The sequence below is a fragment of the Massilia agrisoli genome (assembly GCF_020831365.1).
GTDB lineage: Bacteria > Pseudomonadota > Gammaproteobacteria > Burkholderiales > Burkholderiaceae_D > Telluria_A > Telluria_A agrisoli.
In genome coordinates, this window is record NZ_JAJHPV010000013.1 from 460,497 (window position 1) to 477,666 (window position 17,170).

14 protein-coding genes are annotated in these 17,170 nt (G+C 64.1%); 10 read left to right on the plus strand and 4 right to left on the minus strand.

The genetic code is table 11. From position 1 onward, the window contains the following. The first annotated feature begins 78 nt into the window (after positions 1–78). The 4 genes from LMJ30_RS11065 to LMJ30_RS11080 are packed head-to-tail and all read left to right on the plus strand — an operon-like array spanning position 79 to position 6,147. The gene (locus LMJ30_RS11065; RefSeq protein WP_229432405.1) at positions 79–3,534 is read left to right on the plus strand and encodes a response regulator; all 3,456 of its coding nucleotides are present in this window, start codon (positions 79–81) and stop codon (positions 3,532–3,534) included. Next, entirely contained in the window at positions 3,534–4,358 is an 825-nt protein-coding gene (locus tag LMJ30_RS11070; protein WP_229432406.1) for a CheR family methyltransferase, read from the plus strand. The genes LMJ30_RS11065 and LMJ30_RS11070 overlap by 1 nt, the downstream gene beginning before the upstream one ends. Further along, positions 4,355–4,957 carry a chemotaxis protein CheB gene (locus tag LMJ30_RS11075; protein ID WP_229432407.1) on the plus strand — a complete coding sequence of 201 codons (603 nt, stop codon included), beginning with the start codon at positions 4,355–4,357 and terminating at the stop codon, positions 4,955–4,957. The genes LMJ30_RS11070 and LMJ30_RS11075 overlap by 4 nt, the downstream gene beginning before the upstream one ends. Continuing rightward, positions 4,954–6,147, plus strand: a complete 1,194-nt coding sequence (locus tag LMJ30_RS11080) for a hybrid sensor histidine kinase/response regulator (protein WP_229432408.1) — start codon at positions 4,954–4,956, stop codon at positions 6,145–6,147. Before LMJ30_RS11075 ends, LMJ30_RS11080 begins: the two co-directional genes overlap by 4 nt. 5 nt (positions 6,148–6,152) lie before the next feature. Here the strand turns inward: LMJ30_RS11080 and LMJ30_RS21670 are convergent, their stop codons facing one another. Then, positions 6,153–6,275 carry a hypothetical protein gene (locus LMJ30_RS21670; protein ID WP_267869624.1) on the minus strand — a complete coding sequence of 41 codons (123 nt, stop codon included), beginning with the start codon at positions 6,273–6,275 and terminating at the stop codon, positions 6,153–6,155. Positions 6,276–6,506: 231 nt separating this feature from the next. On the opposite strand from LMJ30_RS21670, the gene LMJ30_RS11085 reads away from it, so the two are divergent. Genes LMJ30_RS11085 through LMJ30_RS11110 form a run of 6 tightly spaced genes read left to right on the plus strand, consistent with a single transcriptional unit; the run spans position 6,507 to position 14,322 of the window. Further along, entirely contained in the window at positions 6,507–8,180 is a 1,674-nt protein-coding gene (locus tag LMJ30_RS11085) for a RecQ family ATP-dependent DNA helicase (protein WP_229432409.1), read from the plus strand. Between the two features lie 14 nt (positions 8,181–8,194). Beyond that, positions 8,195–9,223, plus strand: a complete 1,029-nt coding sequence (locus LMJ30_RS11090; RefSeq protein WP_229432410.1) for a ligase-associated DNA damage response exonuclease — start codon at positions 8,195–8,197, stop codon at positions 9,221–9,223. Continuing rightward, complete coding sequence (locus LMJ30_RS11095; protein ID WP_229432411.1) at positions 9,216–10,853, plus strand: ATP-dependent DNA ligase; 1,638 nt, start codon at positions 9,216–9,218, stop codon at positions 10,851–10,853. Before LMJ30_RS11090 ends, LMJ30_RS11095 begins: the two co-directional genes overlap by 8 nt. Further along, positions 10,850–13,315, plus strand: coding sequence for a ligase-associated DNA damage response DEXH box helicase (locus tag LMJ30_RS11100; protein ID WP_229432412.1), 2,466 nt, complete (start codon positions 10,850–10,852; stop codon positions 13,313–13,315). The genes LMJ30_RS11095 and LMJ30_RS11100 overlap by 4 nt, the downstream gene beginning before the upstream one ends. Continuing rightward, complete coding sequence (gene pdeM, locus LMJ30_RS11105) at positions 13,312–13,962, plus strand: ligase-associated DNA damage response endonuclease PdeM (RefSeq protein WP_229432413.1); 651 nt, start codon at positions 13,312–13,314, stop codon at positions 13,960–13,962. Before LMJ30_RS11100 ends, pdeM begins: the two co-directional genes overlap by 4 nt. Positions 13,963–14,016: 54 nt before the next feature. Beyond that, positions 14,017–14,322 carry a hypothetical protein gene (locus tag LMJ30_RS11110; RefSeq protein WP_229432414.1) on the plus strand — a complete coding sequence of 102 codons (306 nt, stop codon included), beginning with the start codon at positions 14,017–14,019 and terminating at the stop codon, positions 14,320–14,322. A gap of 55 nt (positions 14,323–14,377) precedes the next feature. Here the strand turns inward: LMJ30_RS11110 and LMJ30_RS11115 are convergent, their stop codons facing one another. From LMJ30_RS11115 to LMJ30_RS11125, 3 genes are all read right to left on the minus strand, one after another. Further along, the gene (locus LMJ30_RS11115; RefSeq protein ID WP_229433000.1) at positions 14,378–15,178 is read right to left on the minus strand and encodes a Crp/Fnr family transcriptional regulator; all 801 of its coding nucleotides are present in this window, start codon (positions 15,176–15,178) and stop codon (positions 14,378–14,380) included. A gap of 456 nt (positions 15,179–15,634) precedes the next feature. Beyond that, a complete protein-coding gene (locus LMJ30_RS11120) occupies positions 15,635–16,279 on the minus strand; it encodes a response regulator (RefSeq protein ID WP_229432415.1) in 645 nt (214 codons plus the stop codon). A 111-nt stretch (positions 16,280–16,390) separates the two neighbouring features. Continuing rightward, positions 16,391–16,855 (minus strand): universal stress protein, encoded by a 465-nt coding sequence (locus LMJ30_RS11125; RefSeq protein WP_229432416.1) that lies wholly within the window; start codon positions 16,853–16,855, stop codon positions 16,391–16,393. Between the last annotated feature and the right edge of the window lie 315 nt (positions 16,856–17,170).

The following is a 17,170-nucleotide window of genomic DNA, read 5'->3' on the forward strand; positions in this document are numbered from 1 at the left end:
TTGGGCGCAACATCAAAGTGTGCGCCGTAAATGTTGACGATGAGATAAACTCCCGGGATTCTCATCATTGGGTTCCCCATGCCAGGCACCATCGAAACCACGCAGTTCCGGCGCATCCTCAGCCGCAATTTTGCACTGCCGCTCGTTGTCGGCGCCCTCAGCGTTGCCGTGTTCGTCGGCATCACCGCTTATCTGGTCCACGTACTGAACCTGGTCGAACATACCCAGCGCGTCATCAGCAACGCCAACGAGACTGCCAAGCTGTCCGTGGACATGGAAACAGGCCTGCGCGGCTTCCTCATTTCGGGCGATGAAAGCTTCCTCGCGCCGTATGTGATGGCCAAGGCGCGCGTTTCCGATGACCTGGTCTTGCTCAAGGAACTGGTGGCCGAGCGCCCGGCCCAGGTGGACCGGCTGCGCCGGGTCGAGTCGGCCCAGCGCCAGTGGTACGTGTTTGCCGATGAAATGATCGCGCTGCGCCGCGCCAACGGCGATTATGTGGGACCGGTGCGCAGCGGGCGCGGCAAGGTGCTCACCGACGGCGTGCGGACTGAATACGACACCTTTGTCAATACCGAACGGCGCCTGCGCCAGCAGCGCTACGATGACGCCTACACCGTGGTGTACTGGTCGGTCGGCGCCTACCTGCTGTTCTCGGCCATCGTGGCGGGGGCGCTGGCGATGTTCGGCCGGCGCGCACTGCTGCGGCTGTCGGGCACCTACACCGCGGCGCTCGAAGAGCAGGTGGCGCACGCGGAAACCATGCAGCGCCAGGCCTGGCTGCGCACTGGCCAGACCGAACTGGCGGTGCAGACGGCCGGCCAGGAATCGCTCGGCCTGCTGGCGCGCTCGGTGCTGGCATATGTCACGCGCTACCTCGGCGGGGCGGTGGCGGCCATGTATGTGCGCGAGGACAGCGGCGCGCTGCGCCGCGTAGCCAGCTATGGTTTCGACCGCGAGAGCGAGCAGCGCGAGCAGGTACTGGGCAGGCACGAAACCCTGGTCGGCCAGGCCGCCAGCGAGAACCGCACCCTGACCCTGGACAACGTCCCGGGCGACTATGTCAAAGTCACCTCGGGCCTCGGTTCGGGCGCACCGCGCCACCTGCTGGTGGTGCCGTTTGCGAACGAAGGCGTGGTCAATGGCGTGATCGAGATCGGCTTCCTGCACAAGGCGCGCCGGCGCGATGGCGAGTTTTTGCAGCTGGCAGGCGAGAGCATCGGCGCGGCGGTGGCGGCGGCGCAGTACCGCCAGCGCCTGCAGGAAGCGCTTGCCGAGACCCAGCAGCTCAACGAGGAACTCCAGGTGCAGCAGGAAGAACTGCGCACCGCCAACGAGGAACTCGAAGAGCAGTCGCGCGTGCTGGAAGAATCGCAGACCAACCTGGAAAACCAGCAGGCCGAACTCGAAACAACCAACGATCAATTGGCCGAGCAGGCCCTGAACCTCGACCAGAAGAACGCCGCGCTGACGCTGGCGCAGGACGAGCTGCGCGCCCGCGCGCAGGAGCTGGAACGCGCCAGCCGCTACAAGTCGGAGTTCCTGGCCAATATGTCGCACGAGCTGCGCACGCCGCTTAACAGCTCGCTGATCCTGGCCAAGCTGCTGTCCGATAACACGCAGGGCAACCTGAACGACGAGCAGGTGCGCTTCGCCAAGACCATCTACTCGGCAGGTAATGACCTGCTCCAGCTGATCAACGACATCCTCGATATCTCGAAGGTCGAAGCGGGCAAGCTTGACCTGGTGCCGGAAGAAGTGCCGCTGCGCCGCACGGTGGAGTCGCTGGCGATGGTGTTCGAGCCGCTGGCGATGCAGAAGAAGCTGGCGTTCCGGGTCGATATCGACCAGTCGGTGCCCGGCACGCTGCATACCGACCGCCAGCGCCTCGAACAGGTGCTGAAAAACCTGCTGTCGAACGCGGTGAAGTTCACCGACGCCGGCGAAGTGTCCTTGAAGGTGACTGCCGCCGACGATGGCACGGTGCGCTTCATCGTCACCGATTCGGGCATCGGCATTGCGCAAGACCAGCACGAACGCATCTTCGACGCCTTCCACCAGGCCGACGGTACCACCAGCCGCCGCTTCGGCGGCACTGGCCTCGGGCTGTCGATTTCGCGCGACCTGACCGGCCTGCTGGGCGGCACCCTGACCGTGTCCAGCAAGCCTGGCGTGGGCAGCACCTTCACCCTGTGCCTGCCGCGCAACCTGATGGTGGCGCCGGTAGCGCCGGCGCTGCCGCCGGCCGCCGCCGAAGCCGTTACCGCGTTGCCGCCTGCGGCAGAAGCGGAACCGGCGCCACCCGAACCAGCCTTCCCGGACGACCGCGACCAGCCGCAAACGGCAGGCGGACGGACGGTGCTGGTGATCGAGGACGACCCGGCGTTTGCGCGCATCCTCTACCAGCTGGCGCACGACATGGACTACCGCTGCATGGTCGCGCTGACCGCGGAGCAGGGCCTGCGCCTGGCGACCGAACAGTCGCCCGATGCGATCCTGCTCGACATGCGCCTGCCGGACCGCTCCGGCCTGTCGGTGCTGCAGACCCTGAAGGAACGCCCGGAAACGCGCCACATCCCGGTGCACGTTGTGTCGAGCCAGGATAACGGCGGCGAAGCGCTGCACCTCGGGGCGATTGGCTACGCGCTCAAGCCGACTACGCGCGAGCAGCTGGAGCAGGTGTTCCGCAAGCTCGAAGACAAGTTCACCCAGAAGATCAAGCGTATCCTGCTGGTCGAGGACGACGAGCGCCAGCGCGAGAGCGTGGTGTCCCTGATCGCCGACGACGACGTGCACATCGACGCCGTCGGTTCGGGCCAGGAAGCGATGGCGCTGCTGCGCAGCGAGATCTTCGACTGCATGATCATCGACCTGAAGCTGCCCGACATGCAGGGCAACGAGCTGCTCGAACAGATGTCGCGCGAAGACATCTGCTCGTTCCCGCCGGTGATCGTGTACACCGGCCGCAACCTGACCCGCACCGAAGAAGCGGACCTGATGAAGTATTCGCGTTCGATCATCATCAAGGGCGCCCGTTCGCCCGAGCGCCTGCTCGACGAAGTGACCCTGTTCCTGCACCGGGTGGAGTCGCAGCTGTCGAGCGAGCGCCAGAGCATGCTGCGCACCGTGCGCAGCCGCGACCGCGTGTTCGAAGGCCGCACCATCCTGCTGGTGGACGACGACGTGCGCAACGTGTTCGCGCTGACCAGCGCGCTGGAGCAGCGCGGCGCGATCGTCGAGATCGGCCGCAACGGCTTCGAGGCCTTGTCCAAGCTGGACGAGGTGCCGGGCATCGACCTGGTCCTGATGGACATCATGATGCCGGGGATGGACGGGCTGGAAGCGACGCGCCGCATCCGCGCCGACGGCCGCTTCGACCGCCTGCCGATCATCGCGGTTACCGCCAAGGCGATGAAGGACGACCAGGAGCAGTGCATCGCCGCCGGCGCCAACGACTACCTGGCCAAGCCGATCGACCTGACGCGCCTGTATTCGCTGCTGCGGGTGTGGATGCCGAGCCTGGAGCGCACCTGATGCCGTCGAAGGACATCGACATCGAGGTCAGGCTGCTGATGGAGGCGGTCTACCTCAAATATAACTACGACTTCCGCGACTATACCGGCGCCTCGCAGAAGCGCCGCGTGCTGCACGGGATGCGCGAGATGGGCTGCGACACCGTTTCGAGCCTGCAGTCGCGCGTGATGCACGACCCGGCGGCGTTCTCGCAGCTGCTGCAGTACCTGACGATCCCGGTGTCCGAGATGTTTCGCGACCCGAGCTTTTACGCCGCGCTGCGCGAGCACGTGGTGCCTTTCCTGCACACCTATCCGTCGCTGAAAGTGTGGATTGCGGGCTGCAGCACCGGCGAGGAAGTCTATTCGATGGCGATCCTGCTCAAGGAAGAAGGACTGCTCGAACGCACCATCATTTACGCCACCGATATCAACCCGCAGTCGCTGGAGGCGGCGCGGCGCGGCGTGTTTGCGCTGCGCGACATGCGCAAGTTCACCGAGAACTACCAGCAGGCCGGCGGCAAGGCCGCCTTCTCGGACTATTACACGGCCGCCTACGAGGGCGCGCTGTTCGACCGTTCGCTGGTCGACAACGTGACCTTCGCCGACCACAGCCTGGCCACCGACAGCGTGTTTTCCGAGACCCAGCTGATCTCTTGCCGCAATGTGATGATTTATTTCAACAAGAAGCTGCAGGACCGGGTGCTGGGCTTGTTCCACGAATCGCTGTGCCACCGCGGTTTCCTGGCGCTGGGCAGCAAGGAAAGCATCGAATTTTCCGGCTACGCAAAGCGCTTCGAACCGCTGGTCAAGCGCGAGCGGCTGTACAGGAAGCTGGGCCAATGAACGCCGCGCGGTTCGGCGCGGCGCTGGAAGGCCGCGATATCCACGCCATCGTCATCGCGGGTTCGGCCGGCGGCGTCGATGCACTGTTGAATTTGTTGCCCCGGCTGCCAGAAGGATTCGCCCTGCCTGTGGTCGCCATGCTACATGTACCCGAGCACCGCGACAGCCGGCTGGCAGAGCTGTTCGCACCGCGCATGGCGCTGCCCACGCGTGAGGCGTCTGACAAAGAAGAAATTTCTCCCGGAACAGTGTATTTCGCCGGCTCAGGTTACCATCTATCGGTTGAGAAAGATTTTAGGTTCTCCCTGAGTTGCGAACCCCCGGTCAATTTCGCGCGGCCAGCCATCGATGTCCTGATGGCGTCGGCCGCCGAGGCCTACGGTCCCCACCTGGCCGCCGTCCTGTTGACGGGCGCAAACCAGGACGGCGCCGTTGGCATGCGCATCATCAAGGAGTACGGCGGCCTGACCGTCGTGCAAGATCCCGCCGAGGCACAAGTGGCGACCATGCCCGAGCTGGCGATAAAAATGCAGGCGCCCGACCTGGTGTTGAACCTGGCCGGCATTGGCGACCTGCTGTTGCTGTTGGAGAAAAAATGAGGGCACACGACCCCACTAAAGTCCTGATCGTTGACGATCTTGCGGAAAATTTACAGGCGCTGGACGCCTTGCTGCGCGACGAGCACCGCATGGTGATCCACGCGCGTTCGGGCGACGAAGCGCTGGCGCTGCTGCTCGAACACGAATTCGCGCTGGCCATCCTCGACGTCCAGATGCCAGGCATGAACGGCTTCGAGCTGGCCGAGCTGATGCGCGGGACCGACCGCACCCGCAATATCCCGATCGTGTTCGTCAGCGCCGCAGGACGCGAGCTGAACTATGCCTTCAAGGGCTACGAATCGGGCGCGGTCGACTTCATGTACAAGCCGCTCGACCCGGATGCGGTGCGCAGCAAGGTCAACGTGTTTGTCGCCCTGTACCAGCAGCGCAACGAAACGCGGCGCCAGGTGGCGGCGCTGGAGGAAAGCCGCAGGGAGCAGGAGACTTTGCTGGCCGAACTGTCGGCTACCCAGCTGGAACTGGAGCGTTCGCTGCGCATGCGCGACGACTTCATGTCGCTGGTCGCGCATGAGCTGCGCACGCCGCTCAACACCTTGTTCCTGGAAACCCAGATGCGCACCTTGCAGCTCAAGCGCGGCAACCTGGCCGCGTTCGGGCCGGAACAGATGCACAAGATGATCGCGCGCGACGAGCGCCAGATCCAGGCGATGATCCGCCTGATCGACGACATGCTCGACGTGTCGCGCATTCGCAGCGGCACCTTGTCGATCCGCCCCGCGCCGGTTGAATTGATGGGTTTGCTTGAACGTATCGTCAGCGACTTGTCGCTCCAGGTCGCCGGGTCGGGCAGTTCGCTGACCCTGGTGCCGCACGATCCCGTTCACGGCCAGTGGGACGAGTTCCGCATCGAGCAGGTGATCGTCAACCTGCTGACCAACGCCTTGCGCTACGGTTGCGGCATGCCGGTGGAAGTCAGCGTGCACCTGGAAGGGGACGAGGTGCGGGTGGACGTCAGCGACCAGGGCAAGGGTATTGCGGAAACTGAACTGCACCGCATCTTCGAGCCTTTCGAGCGCGGCGTTGGAAACCGCGACGTCAAGGGCCTTGGCCTGGGCCTGTACATCTCGCGCCAGCTTGCAGAGTCGCACGGCGGGCGCCTGTCGGTCATCCCGGGGCCGGAATGCGGCTCGGTGTTCAGCCTGATCCTGCCGATCACGACCGGCGATTGAGTGTCTTAGTGGATCAGCAGGGCGGCGTGCGCGCCTTGCAGTACATCGGTAGAGCACAGCAGTACAGTGGCGGCAGTCGCCAGCGCAACATGCAGGGCGGCCCACGTCATTGGTAAGAATCTGGTCATGCTGTCCTCCTCTTTGCTTTATCAGTTGTATGGCTCCATCTTAGTGTTCTTACTGTGCAGTAACCATCGGTCAACTGTCCGAGCGTCTGTAGGAGCTTGGCTAACGACCCTGTATGATTGGCGGGGAGGGGCTCTAGGGGCGCTCCTACGACCGCTGTAGGTTGCGTCCTATGGTGAGCGCGCCTGCGGCAGAATACAGTTGGGTTTATGACGACATATAACCGACAACTGATGCACAACGGGGCACGCGCGGTACGCCGCAATGCCATTACTACTCTCCTGCACAATGTGTTCGGGATCGAGCGCTTGCGCGACGGCCAGCGGCGGGTGATCGACAGCGTGCTCGATGGCCTCGATACCCTCGCGATCATGCCCACCGGCAGCGGTAAATCGCTGTGTTACCAGATTCCCGCGCGTATCTTCCCCGGCACCACGCTGGTCGTTTCTCCCTTGATCTCACTGATGAAAGACCAGCTTGAAAAGCTGGTCGAGCTCGGCATTGGCGCCACCCAGGTCAACAGCAGCCTGTCGCGCGAGGAAGAAGACGACGCGCTGGAAGGCATCAGCAGCGGACGCTACCGCATCGTGTTCTGCACGCCGGAGCGCCTGGCGACGCCGGAGTTCGTGGCCACGCTCAAGCCGGTGCAGGTGTCGCTGGTCGTCATCGACGAGGCCCACTGCATCTCCAAATGGGGCCACGACTTCCGCCCGGCCTACCTCGACCTGTCCGGTTCGATCGACGCCCTCGGCCATCCGCCTGTGCTGGCGCTGACCGCCACCGCGACCGACGAGGTGATCGCGGACATCGGCAAGCAGCTGGGCCGCCCGCGCATCAACATCATCAACACCGGCATCTACCGGCCGAACCTGCACTACAGCGTGGTCCAGGTGACCAATCCCGACGAGAAGTACCAGAAGGCCCTGGAGCTGGTGCAGCAGACCGAGGGCGTGGGCATTGTATATGCCGCGACCGTCAAGGCGGCCGAGGAGATGTACACGATCCTCGAAAACGCCGGCGAGAACGTCACCATCTACCACGGCAAACTGCCGGCCTCGGAGCGCAAGGACCACCAGGACATGTTCATGGACGGCGAGCGGCGCGTGATGGTCGCGACCAACGCCTTCGGCATGGGCATCGATAAAAGCGATACGCGCTTCGTGATCCACCTGCAGGTGCCCGCCAACCTCGAAGCGTACTACCAGGAATCGGGCCGCGCCGGCCGCGACGGCAAGGATGCCGAGTGCGTGCTGCTGTACTTCCAGGACGACAAGCGCGTGCAGCAGTTCTTCCTGGCGAAGCACTACCCGCACGCGGCGGAACTGCGCGCGCTGTTTGAGGCGGTGCAGGAGCTGGCGGCGGAGGGCGCGGTGACCTTCGAGCGCATCAGCCATATCGATGAGGAAGTCCACGCGAGCAAACTGAAGGTCTGCCTGAAGCTGCTCAAGGAAGGCAAGCTGCTGCGCCAGAACCGGCGCCTCGAATACGTGCCGACCGCCGCCAAGCCGAAACAGGAAGACTTCGACAAGCTGGCCGAAGTCTACGCGCTGAAGCAGGAGCGCGACCGCGATGCGCTGGAGCAGATGGTGTCGTATGCGGTGAGCGGCTTTTGCCGCTGGAGGGTGCTGCTCGATTACTTTGGCGACGAGGTCGAAGGCTTCGAAAAGTGCTGCCGCTGCGATAACTGCCGCAACCCGCCGGTAGTGCTGGACGAAATCCGCGACGATGAATTCGACCACGAGCCGGAGCCCGAGCCGGCCGGTCCTGTGTTCGAGGCGGGCGCGAAGGTCAAGGTGCCGAAATATGACGTCGGCACGGTGGAATCGGTCGCCGGCGACGAGGTCACGATCGTCTTCCCCGACGGCGACACGCGCACCTTCATGGCCGAATACGTCACGCCGGCGTAAGGCGGGGGAGGCATATGGGTGACATGGTTGTCGTCCGCAAGGAGGGCTTGTACTGCGTGCCGGGCCAGTTCTACATCGACCCGTGGCGGCCGGTGGACCGGGCCGTGATCACGCACGCCCATGGCGACCACGCGCGCGTGGGCCACGGCCACTACCTGTCGAGCGCCAGCGGCGTCAATATCCTCAAGTCGCGCCTGGGCGACATCCACATCGACGGCATCGAATACGGCGACACGGTGGTCCACAACGGCGTCACCGTCTCGCTGCATCCGGCCGGCCATGTGCTCGGCTCGGCACAGGTGCGCATGGAACACAAGGGCGAGGTGTGGGTGGCGTCGGGCGACTACAAGGTGGAACCGGACCGCACCTGCGCGCCGTTCGAGCCGGTGCGTTGCGATACCTTCATCACCGAGTCTACCTTCGGGCTGCCGATCTACCGCTGGCAGCCGCAGCAGGATATTTTCGACGACATCAACCTCTGGTGGCGCAAGAATGCCGAGGAGGGCCGCTGCAGCGTGGTGTTCGCCTACGCGTTCGGCAAGGCGCAGCGCATTTTGTCGGGGCTCGATCCTGGCATCGGGCCGATCGTCTGCCACGGCGCCGCCGAGCCATTGAACAAGGTGTACCGCGCGGGCGGCGTCGACCTGCCGCCGACAGCGATGGTGACCGACGTCGACAAGCAGGCGCTCAGGCGCGCCATCGTGATCGCGCCGCCGTCGGCGGCCGGCTCGCCATGGATGAAGCGTTTTGGCGACTACAGCGACGCTTTCGCCAGCGGCTGGATGCAGCTGCGCGGCGCCCGCCGGCGGCGCGGCGTCGACCGCGGCTTCATCCTGTCCGACCATGCAGACTGGCCCGGGCTGATGACGGCGGTGCGCGCCACCGAAGCGGAGCGGGTGATCGTCACGCACGGTTCGATCTCCGTCATGGTGCGCTGGCTGTGCCAGCAGGGCCTGGACGCCGCCGGCTTCGATACCGAATACGGCGACGACGAGGCGGAGGAAACCGCCACCACCGTGATTGCCGGGGTGGAGAATGCGTGAATTCGCCCGCCTGTATGCCGAGCTCGACGAAACTACCGCCACCAACCGCAAGCTCGACGCCCTCCAGAACTACTTCAGCAGCGCCGCGCCCGAAAACGCGGCGTGGGCGGTGTACTTCCTCGCCGGCGGCAAGCCGCGCCAGGCGGTGCCCAGCAAGCTGTTGCGCCAGTACGCAATCGAGTATGCGGGCCTGGACGAGTGGCTGTTCGACGAGTCGTACAACGCGGTCGGCGACATGGCCGAGACCATCGCCCACATCCTGCCGCCGCCCACCAGGCAGAGCGACGTCGGCCTGGCCGAATGGATGCAGGAGCGGATCGGCCCCCTGCGCGGCGCCGACCCGGCCACCATCCGCGACGCGCTGTTCCGCTTCTGGGACGAACTTGACTGGCGCGAGCGCTTCCTGCTGGTGAAGCTGATCGGCGGAGGCTTCCGCGTCGGCGTGTCGAAGCTCCTGGTGACACGCGCGCTGTCCGCCATTGCGGCCGTCGACAGCAAGCTGATCGCGCAGCGGCTGATGGGCTGGACCGACGGTTCGGTGCGCCCGACCGCGGCCGGCTTCCTGCAGCTGATCGCGGAACAGTCCGACGACGAACACAAACTGCGCGGCGGCCAGCCCTATCCTTTCTTCCTCGCCCACCAGCTGCAGGGCGAGCCGTCGGCGCTGGGCGAGCTGTCGGAGTGGCAAGCCGAGTGGAAGTACGACGGCATCCGCGCGCAGCTGGTACGGCGCGGCGGCCAGAACTACCTGTGGTCGCGCGGCGAAGACCTGATTACCGAACGCTTTCCGGAGCTGGCCGCGGCGCGCCTGCCGGAAGGGACGGTGGTCGATGGCGAAGTGCTGATCTGGAGTGCGAACGACGGACCGGCGCCGTTCGCCGACCTGCAAAAGCGTATCGGGCGCAAGACCTTGTCGGCCAAGCTGCTGTCCGAGCTGCCGGCGGTACTGGTTTGCTACGACCTGCTGGAAGAGAAGGGCGTCGATTTGCGCGCCGTGCCGCAGCACGAACGGCGCAACCTGCTTGAAGCGCTGGTGACGGAAGCGGCGCAGCCACAGCTGAAACTCTCTCCGTTGATCGAAGCGGCCGGCTGGGACGAGCTGGCGGCGCTGCGCACCGAGTCGCGCAACCGCGGCGTGGAAGGCATGATGCTCAAGGCGGCGCAGGCGCAGTACGGGGTGGGCCGCACCAAGGATGTCGGCACCTGGTGGAAGTGGAAGGTCGATCCGTACTCGATCGACGCGGTGCTGATCTATGCGCAGGCGGGGCACGGCAGGCGCGCGTCGCTGTACACCGACTACACCTTCGCCGTGTGGGATACCGACCCCACGGGCGAGCGCAAGCTGGTGCCGTTCGCGAAGGCGTACTCCGGGCTGACCGATGCTGAAATCGCGGTCGTGGACAACGCCATCCGCAAGACCACCATCGAGAAGTTCGGCCCGGTGCGGTCAGTCCGCCCGACGATGGTGTTCGAGATCGGCTTCGAGGGCATCGCGCTGTCGACAAGGCACAAGGCAGGCATCGCTGTGCGCTTTCCGCGCATCCTGCGCAAGCGCGACGACAAGCCGGTCGAAGATGCGGACACGCTGGACACCCTCAAGGGCCTGCTGGCTGCAGCCGGCGCGCCATGAGCAAGAGCCAGGCGGCGGTGGCCGTAGATGGCTGGTTCACGGCGCGCGGCTGGAAGGTCTTCCCGTTCCAGCGCGCGGTGTGGAAGGCGGCGCTGGCCGGCGAATCCGGCCTGCTGCACGCGAACACGGGCGCGGGCAAAACCTACGCGGTGTGGTTCGCCGCGCTCCAGCGCGGCATGCGCGCGGCCAGCCGGAAGAAGGGCGGCTTGCGGGTGTTGTGGATTACGCCCATGCGCGCATTGGCCGCCGACACCCAGCGCGCGCTGGAAGAAAGCGCGGCCGACCTTGCCCCCGGCTGGACGATCGGCGCGCGCACCGGCGACACCAGCTCGGCCGAACGCGCGCGCCAGTCGAAGGGCTTGCCCACCACCCTCATCACGACCCCGGAAAGCCTGTCCCTGCTCCTGAGCCACGCGCAGGCGGCGGCGCAGTTTGCATCGCTGGACATGATCATCATCGACGAATGGCATGAGCTGATGGGCAGCAAGCGCGGCGTGCAGGTGCAGCTGGCGCTGGCGCGGTTGCGCCGCTGGCAGCCGGAGCTGGTGGTCTGGGGCCTGTCGGCGACGATGGGCAACCTGGCCGAAGCGCGCGAGGTCCTGCTCGGGGAGGGCAAGGGGGTGCTGGTCGAGGGCGAGATGCGCAAGGAACTGCGCGTCGATTCGCTGATTCCAGAAAACGTGTCGCGCTTCCCGTGGGGCGGCCACCTCGGCATCCAGATGCTCAAGCCGGTCATCGCCGAAATCGAGAACTACGATGCGACGCTGGTATTTACCAATACGCGTTCGCAGTCGGAGCTGTGGTACCAGAACATCCTGGAGGCGCGGCCAGACTGGGCCGGCCTGATCGCGCTGCATCATGGCTCGCTGGACCGCGAAGTGCGAGAGTGGGTCGAGCTGGGATTGAAGAAGGGCGAGCTGAAAGCCGTGATCTGCACCGCCAGCCTCGACCTCGGCGTGGACTTTTTGCCGGTCGAGCGGGTGCTGCAGATCGGCAGCGCGAAGGGTATCGCGCGCCTGCTTCAGCGGGCCGGACGCAGCGGCCACGCGCCGGGCCGGGTATCGCGGGTGACACTGGTGCCGACCAACAGCCTCGAAATCCTTGAGGCGGCGGGCGCCAAGCAGGCCGTGGCGGCGCGCCGCATCGAAGCGCGGCTGGTGCCCAACAAGCCGCTCGACGTGCTGGTGCAGCACCTGGTGACCGTCGCGCTGGGCGGGGGCTTTGAATCGAAGCCGCTGTACGACGAGGTGCGCAGCGCATGGTCGTACCGCGCGCTGACCGAAGAGGAGTGGCAGTGGGCGCTGGATTTTGTCGCGCGCGGCGGCCAGAGCCTGATCGCTTACCCTGAGTACCAGCGCGTGGTGCCCGACGAGCATGGCGTCTACCGGGTGCCGAATGTGGCGCTGGGTCGCCGGCACCGCATGGGCATCGGCACCATCGTGTCGGATTCGTCGATGCAGGTGAAGTACATGACGGGCGGGCGCATCGGCACTGTGGAGGAATCGTTCATCTCGCGCTTGAAGGCGGGCGACCACTTTTTGTTCGGCGGCCGCGTCCTCGAATTCATCCGGGTGCATGAGATGACAGCGTTCGTGAAGCGCGCCACCGGCAAGAACCGCGGCGCGGTATCGCGCTGGATGGGGGCCAAGATGCCGATGTCGTCGGAACTGGCGCACGCCGCGCTCGAGCAGCTGCGCCTGGCCGAGGCGGGCCAATTCAACGGGCCGGAAATGCAGGCGATCAAGCCGCTGATCGAGATCCAGCAGCGCTGGTCGGCCCTTCCGACGATCGACACGCTGGTTGTCGAAAGCATGAAGAGCCGCGAGGGCTACCACCTGTTCATGTATCCGTTCGCTGGCCGCTCGGTGCACATGGGCCTGGCGTCGCTGTTCGCTTACCGCATCGGCAAGGTGCAGCCGGCCACGTTCTCGATCGCCATCAACGACTACGGCTTCGAGCTGCTGTCGCCCGACCCGGTGGACTGGAAGGCGGTGTTTGCCGGGGCGACGGGGCGCGAGGTCGGCTTGTTCGACACCACGATGCTGCTGGAGGACGTGCTGGACAGCCTGAACGCGACCCAGCTGGCGCAGCAGCGCTTCCGCGAAGTGGCGCGCATCGCCGGGCTGGTGTTCCAGGGCTATCCCGGCCAGCCGAAAAGCACGCGCCAGATCCAGGCCTCGTCGTCGCTGTTTTTCGAGGTGTTCCGCAAACACGACGCGGGCAACCTGCTGCTGACGCAGGCGCAGCGCGAGGTGATGGAGCAGGAGCTGGAGCTGACGCGCCTGCGTGATACGCTCAATGAACTGCATGCGCGCGCGGTCGCCTACTGCGAGGTCAGGCGTGCCACGCCGTTCGGCTTCGCGCTGATGGTCGAGCGCTTCCGCGAAAAGCTCACGACCGAGAAGCTGTCGGACCGGATCGGCCGCATCCTGCGCGAACTTGAAAAGGCGGCCGAACCATGAGCGCGCGCGAACTGCTGGTCGCCGGCGAACTCCTGCTGCTGCTGGCGCAGAAGGCGCTGTACTGGCCGAGCCAGAAGACCCTGGTCATCGCCGACATCCACTTCGGCAAGGCGGCGTCGTTCCGCGCCCAGGGCATTCCTGTGCCGCGCGGGACCACCACCCAGAACCTGCTCGCGCTCGACGAGCTGATGGCGGCGCACGAGGTAAGGCACATCGTCTTCCTTGGCGACTTCCTGCATGCGCGCGCCGCCCACGCCCCGGCCACGCTGACCAGGATGCTGGAGTGGCGCCGCCGCCATCCGGCGCTGGCATTGACGCTTGTGCGCGGCAACCACGACCGCCACGCCGGCGATCCGGCCGCCAGCCTTGGCATCGAGATGGTGGACGAGCCATACACGCTGGCGCCGTTTTCGTTCTGCCACCATCCGGACATCGACACGCCCGGCTATGCGCTGGCAGGCCATATCCACCCGGTGTTTGTGCTGGCCACACGTTTTGAATCGCTGCGCCTGCCATGCTTCGTGGTGGGGGCCAGGCGCATGATCCTGCCGTCGTTCGGCGCGTTCACGGGCGGCTTTTCGATTGCGCCTGAACCGGGCGACCGTATCTTTGTCACATCCGGCGACGCCGTGCATTTCGTTCGCTGACGCACCGACGCAGCGCGCGCGGGCGCTTACCTTGAACCGACAGGAGGCATTCTCATGAACCGAACAGGATTATTAGCCGTGCTGGCGCTGCTGGCGCCGTTCTTTGCGCACGCCCAGGACAAGCCGCGTCAGGATGCGCCGCGCGAGATTCGCTATTGCACCAATTGCGCGACGGTGGAGGCGCTCAAGCCGGTGCCGGCCGGCGGCGGCGCCCACGGCTATGAAATGGTACTGCGCTATACCGATGGAAAAGTGAAGACCTTCAGATATGACAACGACCCGGGGTTGCGGGTCGGTGAGAAAGTGAAAGACAACAACGGGGTCGTGGTAAGGGACGTGCCCGCGAAGCCTTCGCCGTAAGGCGGAAGGACCGGGGTTGTCCCGATCGACCGCCTTGGCGTGTTGCCGGGACAGTTTATGCCGCGGTCAGTACCTGGCCATCACCAGGTTGCTCTTGCTCCGCCTTCTGTTTGGCGGCAAGGTTTTGCTTGGCACGCGAGCGCGACGGCGGCAGGCGGCGCAGGGTTTTCAGCGCTTCGGCGTCCTTGATGCCGATGGTGCGCTGGTCTACAGTGATGAGGCCGATTTCATTGAAGGCCGACAGCGTGCGGCTGACCGTTTCCAGGGTCAGGCCCAGGTAGCTGCCGATTTCGTGGCGCGTCATGCGCAGGTTAAACAGCTTGCTGGAGTAGCCCATGGCCGCAAAGCGGTCGGCGAGCGATACCAGGAAGCGGGCAACCCGTGCCTCGGCGCTGAGGGCGCCCAGCATGCCGATCATGGCTTGCTCGCGGACGAGCTCGCGGCTCATGACGCCATACATGACGTTTTCCAGCTCCATGTGCACGCGGCCCAGGGCCGTCAGCTTTTTGAAAGGCAGCAAGATCAGGTCGCAGTCGGACAGGGCTACCGCTTCCGATGCGTAGTGGCGGGTGTGGATGCCGTCGACGCCGAGCATGTCGCCCTTCATCGGGAAGCTGAGCACCTGCTCGTTGCCGAACTCGTCGATGAGTACGGTTTTAAGGAAACCGGAGTTAACGATATACAGGGTGTCGAAAGCCTGTCCGATGGTATGCACGCGCTGGCCGGTCTTGAACTGGACGTGCTGGAACAGGAGTTCCTCGGTATTAACAGACACCGCCGCCGTGATGTGAAGCAGGTCGCAGACTTCTTTCAGGTTGGACCAAAGCCGGCCCTGGCGTTGACGGCCTGCTTCCATAGGCGAGGAATGCAGGGTCGACGTGGTGGTGGGGCGTGATTCTGACGTATCCGTTGACAGCATGCTCATCTCCCAGGAAGGACTAAAAGTTTCAGAGCTGTAGACAATCACAGGGGGAACAACGATCTGTGATATTTCGGACCGATGCTTCAAGCGTGACCAGGACAGCGCGATCCGGCAAGGCCGGTACCGAGGAAATGAACCGGAAGCAAGCCAAAATCGTTAGATTTAGTATGCCAACACGAGTCCGGCATTGATATCAGCGAGCGCTGAATCTAGGCGTAGGATAGGAACGGGAATCGTAGGAGTCGTCCTACGGCCATTGTGGCAGTTTCATAGGGGAGCAGTGCGCGCCAAGAGGGGGCGGCGCTTCTGACGCGCATCAGGAGATTTTGACTTGCTGTAGCAAAAGGTGGCACAAAAACCGCAGCAGGCTGTCTAAAACTCTTTCGCTTGTCACGATTTGAAGGGGGATAAAAGGCGGTGCGCTACGGCGTATTGCACCATTTCCGACAAGGACGTCATGCCCATCTTCTGCATGATGCGCGTCTTGTGGGTGCTGACCGTCTTGACGCTGAGATGCAGGGTGTTGGCAATCTCGGTGATCGATTTTCCGCTGACGAGGGAGGAAAACACTTCAAATTCGCGGTCGGACAACTGCTTGTGCAGCAATTGCTCGTTCGGCGTCATGATGTTGAGCGCCAGTTGCTCGGCCACTTCGGTACTGATATATGGGCGGCCCGACGCCACCTTGCGGATCGCGCCCACCAGCTGGGTGCCGGCGCTTTCCTTGGTCAGGTAGCCTTGCGCGCCGGCGCGGATGGCCCGCACCGCGTACTGCTCTTCTTCATGCATGGTCAGGATCAGGATCGCCAGCTTGGGGGCCTCGCTGCGGATCTGCCTGATCAGGTCGACACCGCTGCGCCCGGGCATCGACAGGTCCAGCAGCAGCAGGTCGAACCCGCCCTGGCGCACATGGGACAGCACTTCAAATCCGTTAATTGCCTCGCCAACGATGTCGATATCCGGCGCGCCGTCCAGGATGCGCTTGAGGCCTTCGCGCATGATGGTGTGATCGTCAGCAATGACAATTCTTATCATAGGGTGTCGCCCAGGTGGTGAACCGGCCATGCGGCCGGCAAAGCATATCGAACTTGGTCCGTCAGTTATTCAAGAGTAATGCCAAATTACAACTGAATCAATGCACAGTGACTAGGCAGCCGGTTCTTTGATCAGGCGATGGACCAGGACCGGCTTTTGCGTATGCGACAGCACCTTATTCGTCACGCTTCCCAGCAATATCTGACCCCAGCCGCTGCGCCCGTGCGATCCCATGAAGATCAGGTCGCAGTCCTGCTCATCGGCCACGTCGACAATCTTTTGCGCCGCCGAATCGGCAAACGCCACCAGGCCGCTGTGCTGCAGGCCGTTTTTCTCGGCCGCCTCCAGGATGGGGCGCAGGTGTTCTCCGCCAACCTTTTGCATCTGGACCAGGTATTCCTCCTCGCTGGGGTAGGTCGGCGGAATGATCTCCACATACACCGGGTACTGGTACTCCGGTGCGACATACAGGGCCAGCAATTCGGCGCCCATCTGCTGCGCAAACTTGACTCCGGCGCAAGCGGTGGCTTTCGACACCGAGGAGCCGTCTGTCGTGATCAGAATTTTCCGGTACATGGTGAGTCCTCCCACAAGCACACATAATTCTATTGTAGTCCGGCTTTTGCAACTTGTTAGAACGTAAATGGTTGATCTTGCTCAAACCCATCCATATCCACTCCGACAACAAACACGGGGGCTGGTGCTGGTTATTATTGCTTTGGTGAATTAATTTGTGATCTTGTCGATACAAGGATGACAAAAAGAAGACGCAGAATCGACGAAACGGGCAGTAAACATACACTTTGCTTGTCGAGCAAATAAGTTTCCCGTGGCAAATTGATCAGCGCTGCGCTTGGACATTTACCACGGCACAGCACGCTGATACACTCG

Excerpts from the sequence above, each read along its gene's own strand:
- LMJ30_RS11065 (WP_229432405.1), top strand. The coding sequence starts at position 79 with ATGCCAGGCACCATCGAAACCACGCAGTTCCGGCGCATCCTCAGCCGC.
- LMJ30_RS11070 (WP_229432406.1), top strand. The coding sequence starts at position 3,534 with ATGCCGTCGAAGGACATCGACATCGAGGTCAGGCTGCTGATGGAGGCG.
- LMJ30_RS11075 (WP_229432407.1), top strand. The coding sequence starts at position 4,355 with ATGAACGCCGCGCGGTTCGGCGCGGCGCTGGAAGGCCGCGATATCCAC.
- LMJ30_RS11080 (WP_229432408.1), top strand. The coding sequence starts at position 4,954 with ATGAGGGCACACGACCCCACTAAAGTCCTGATCGTTGACGATCTTGCG.
- LMJ30_RS21670 (WP_267869624.1), bottom strand. The coding sequence starts at position 6,275 with ATGACCAGATTCTTACCAATGACGTGGGCCGCCCTGCATGTTGCGCTG.
- LMJ30_RS11085 (WP_229432409.1), top strand. The coding sequence starts at position 6,507 with ATGCACAACGGGGCACGCGCGGTACGCCGCAATGCCATTACTACTCTC.
- LMJ30_RS11090 (WP_229432410.1), top strand. The coding sequence starts at position 8,195 with ATGGGTGACATGGTTGTCGTCCGCAAGGAGGGCTTGTACTGCGTGCCG.
- LMJ30_RS11095 (WP_229432411.1), top strand. The coding sequence starts at position 9,216 with ATGCGTGAATTCGCCCGCCTGTATGCCGAGCTCGACGAAACTACCGCC.
- LMJ30_RS11100 (WP_229432412.1), top strand. The coding sequence starts at position 10,850 with ATGAGCAAGAGCCAGGCGGCGGTGGCCGTAGATGGCTGGTTCACGGCG.
- pdeM (WP_229432413.1), top strand. The coding sequence starts at position 13,312 with ATGAGCGCGCGCGAACTGCTGGTCGCCGGCGAACTCCTGCTGCTGCTG.
- LMJ30_RS11110 (WP_229432414.1), top strand. The coding sequence starts at position 14,017 with ATGAACCGAACAGGATTATTAGCCGTGCTGGCGCTGCTGGCGCCGTTC.
- LMJ30_RS11115 (WP_229433000.1), bottom strand. The coding sequence starts at position 15,178 with ATGGAAGCAGGCCGTCAACGCCAGGGCCGGCTTTGGTCCAACCTGAAA.
- LMJ30_RS11120 (WP_229432415.1), bottom strand. The coding sequence starts at position 16,279 with ATGATAAGAATTGTCATTGCTGACGATCACACCATCATGCGCGAAGGC.
- LMJ30_RS11125 (WP_229432416.1), bottom strand. The coding sequence starts at position 16,855 with ATGTACCGGAAAATTCTGATCACGACAGACGGCTCCTCGGTGTCGAAA.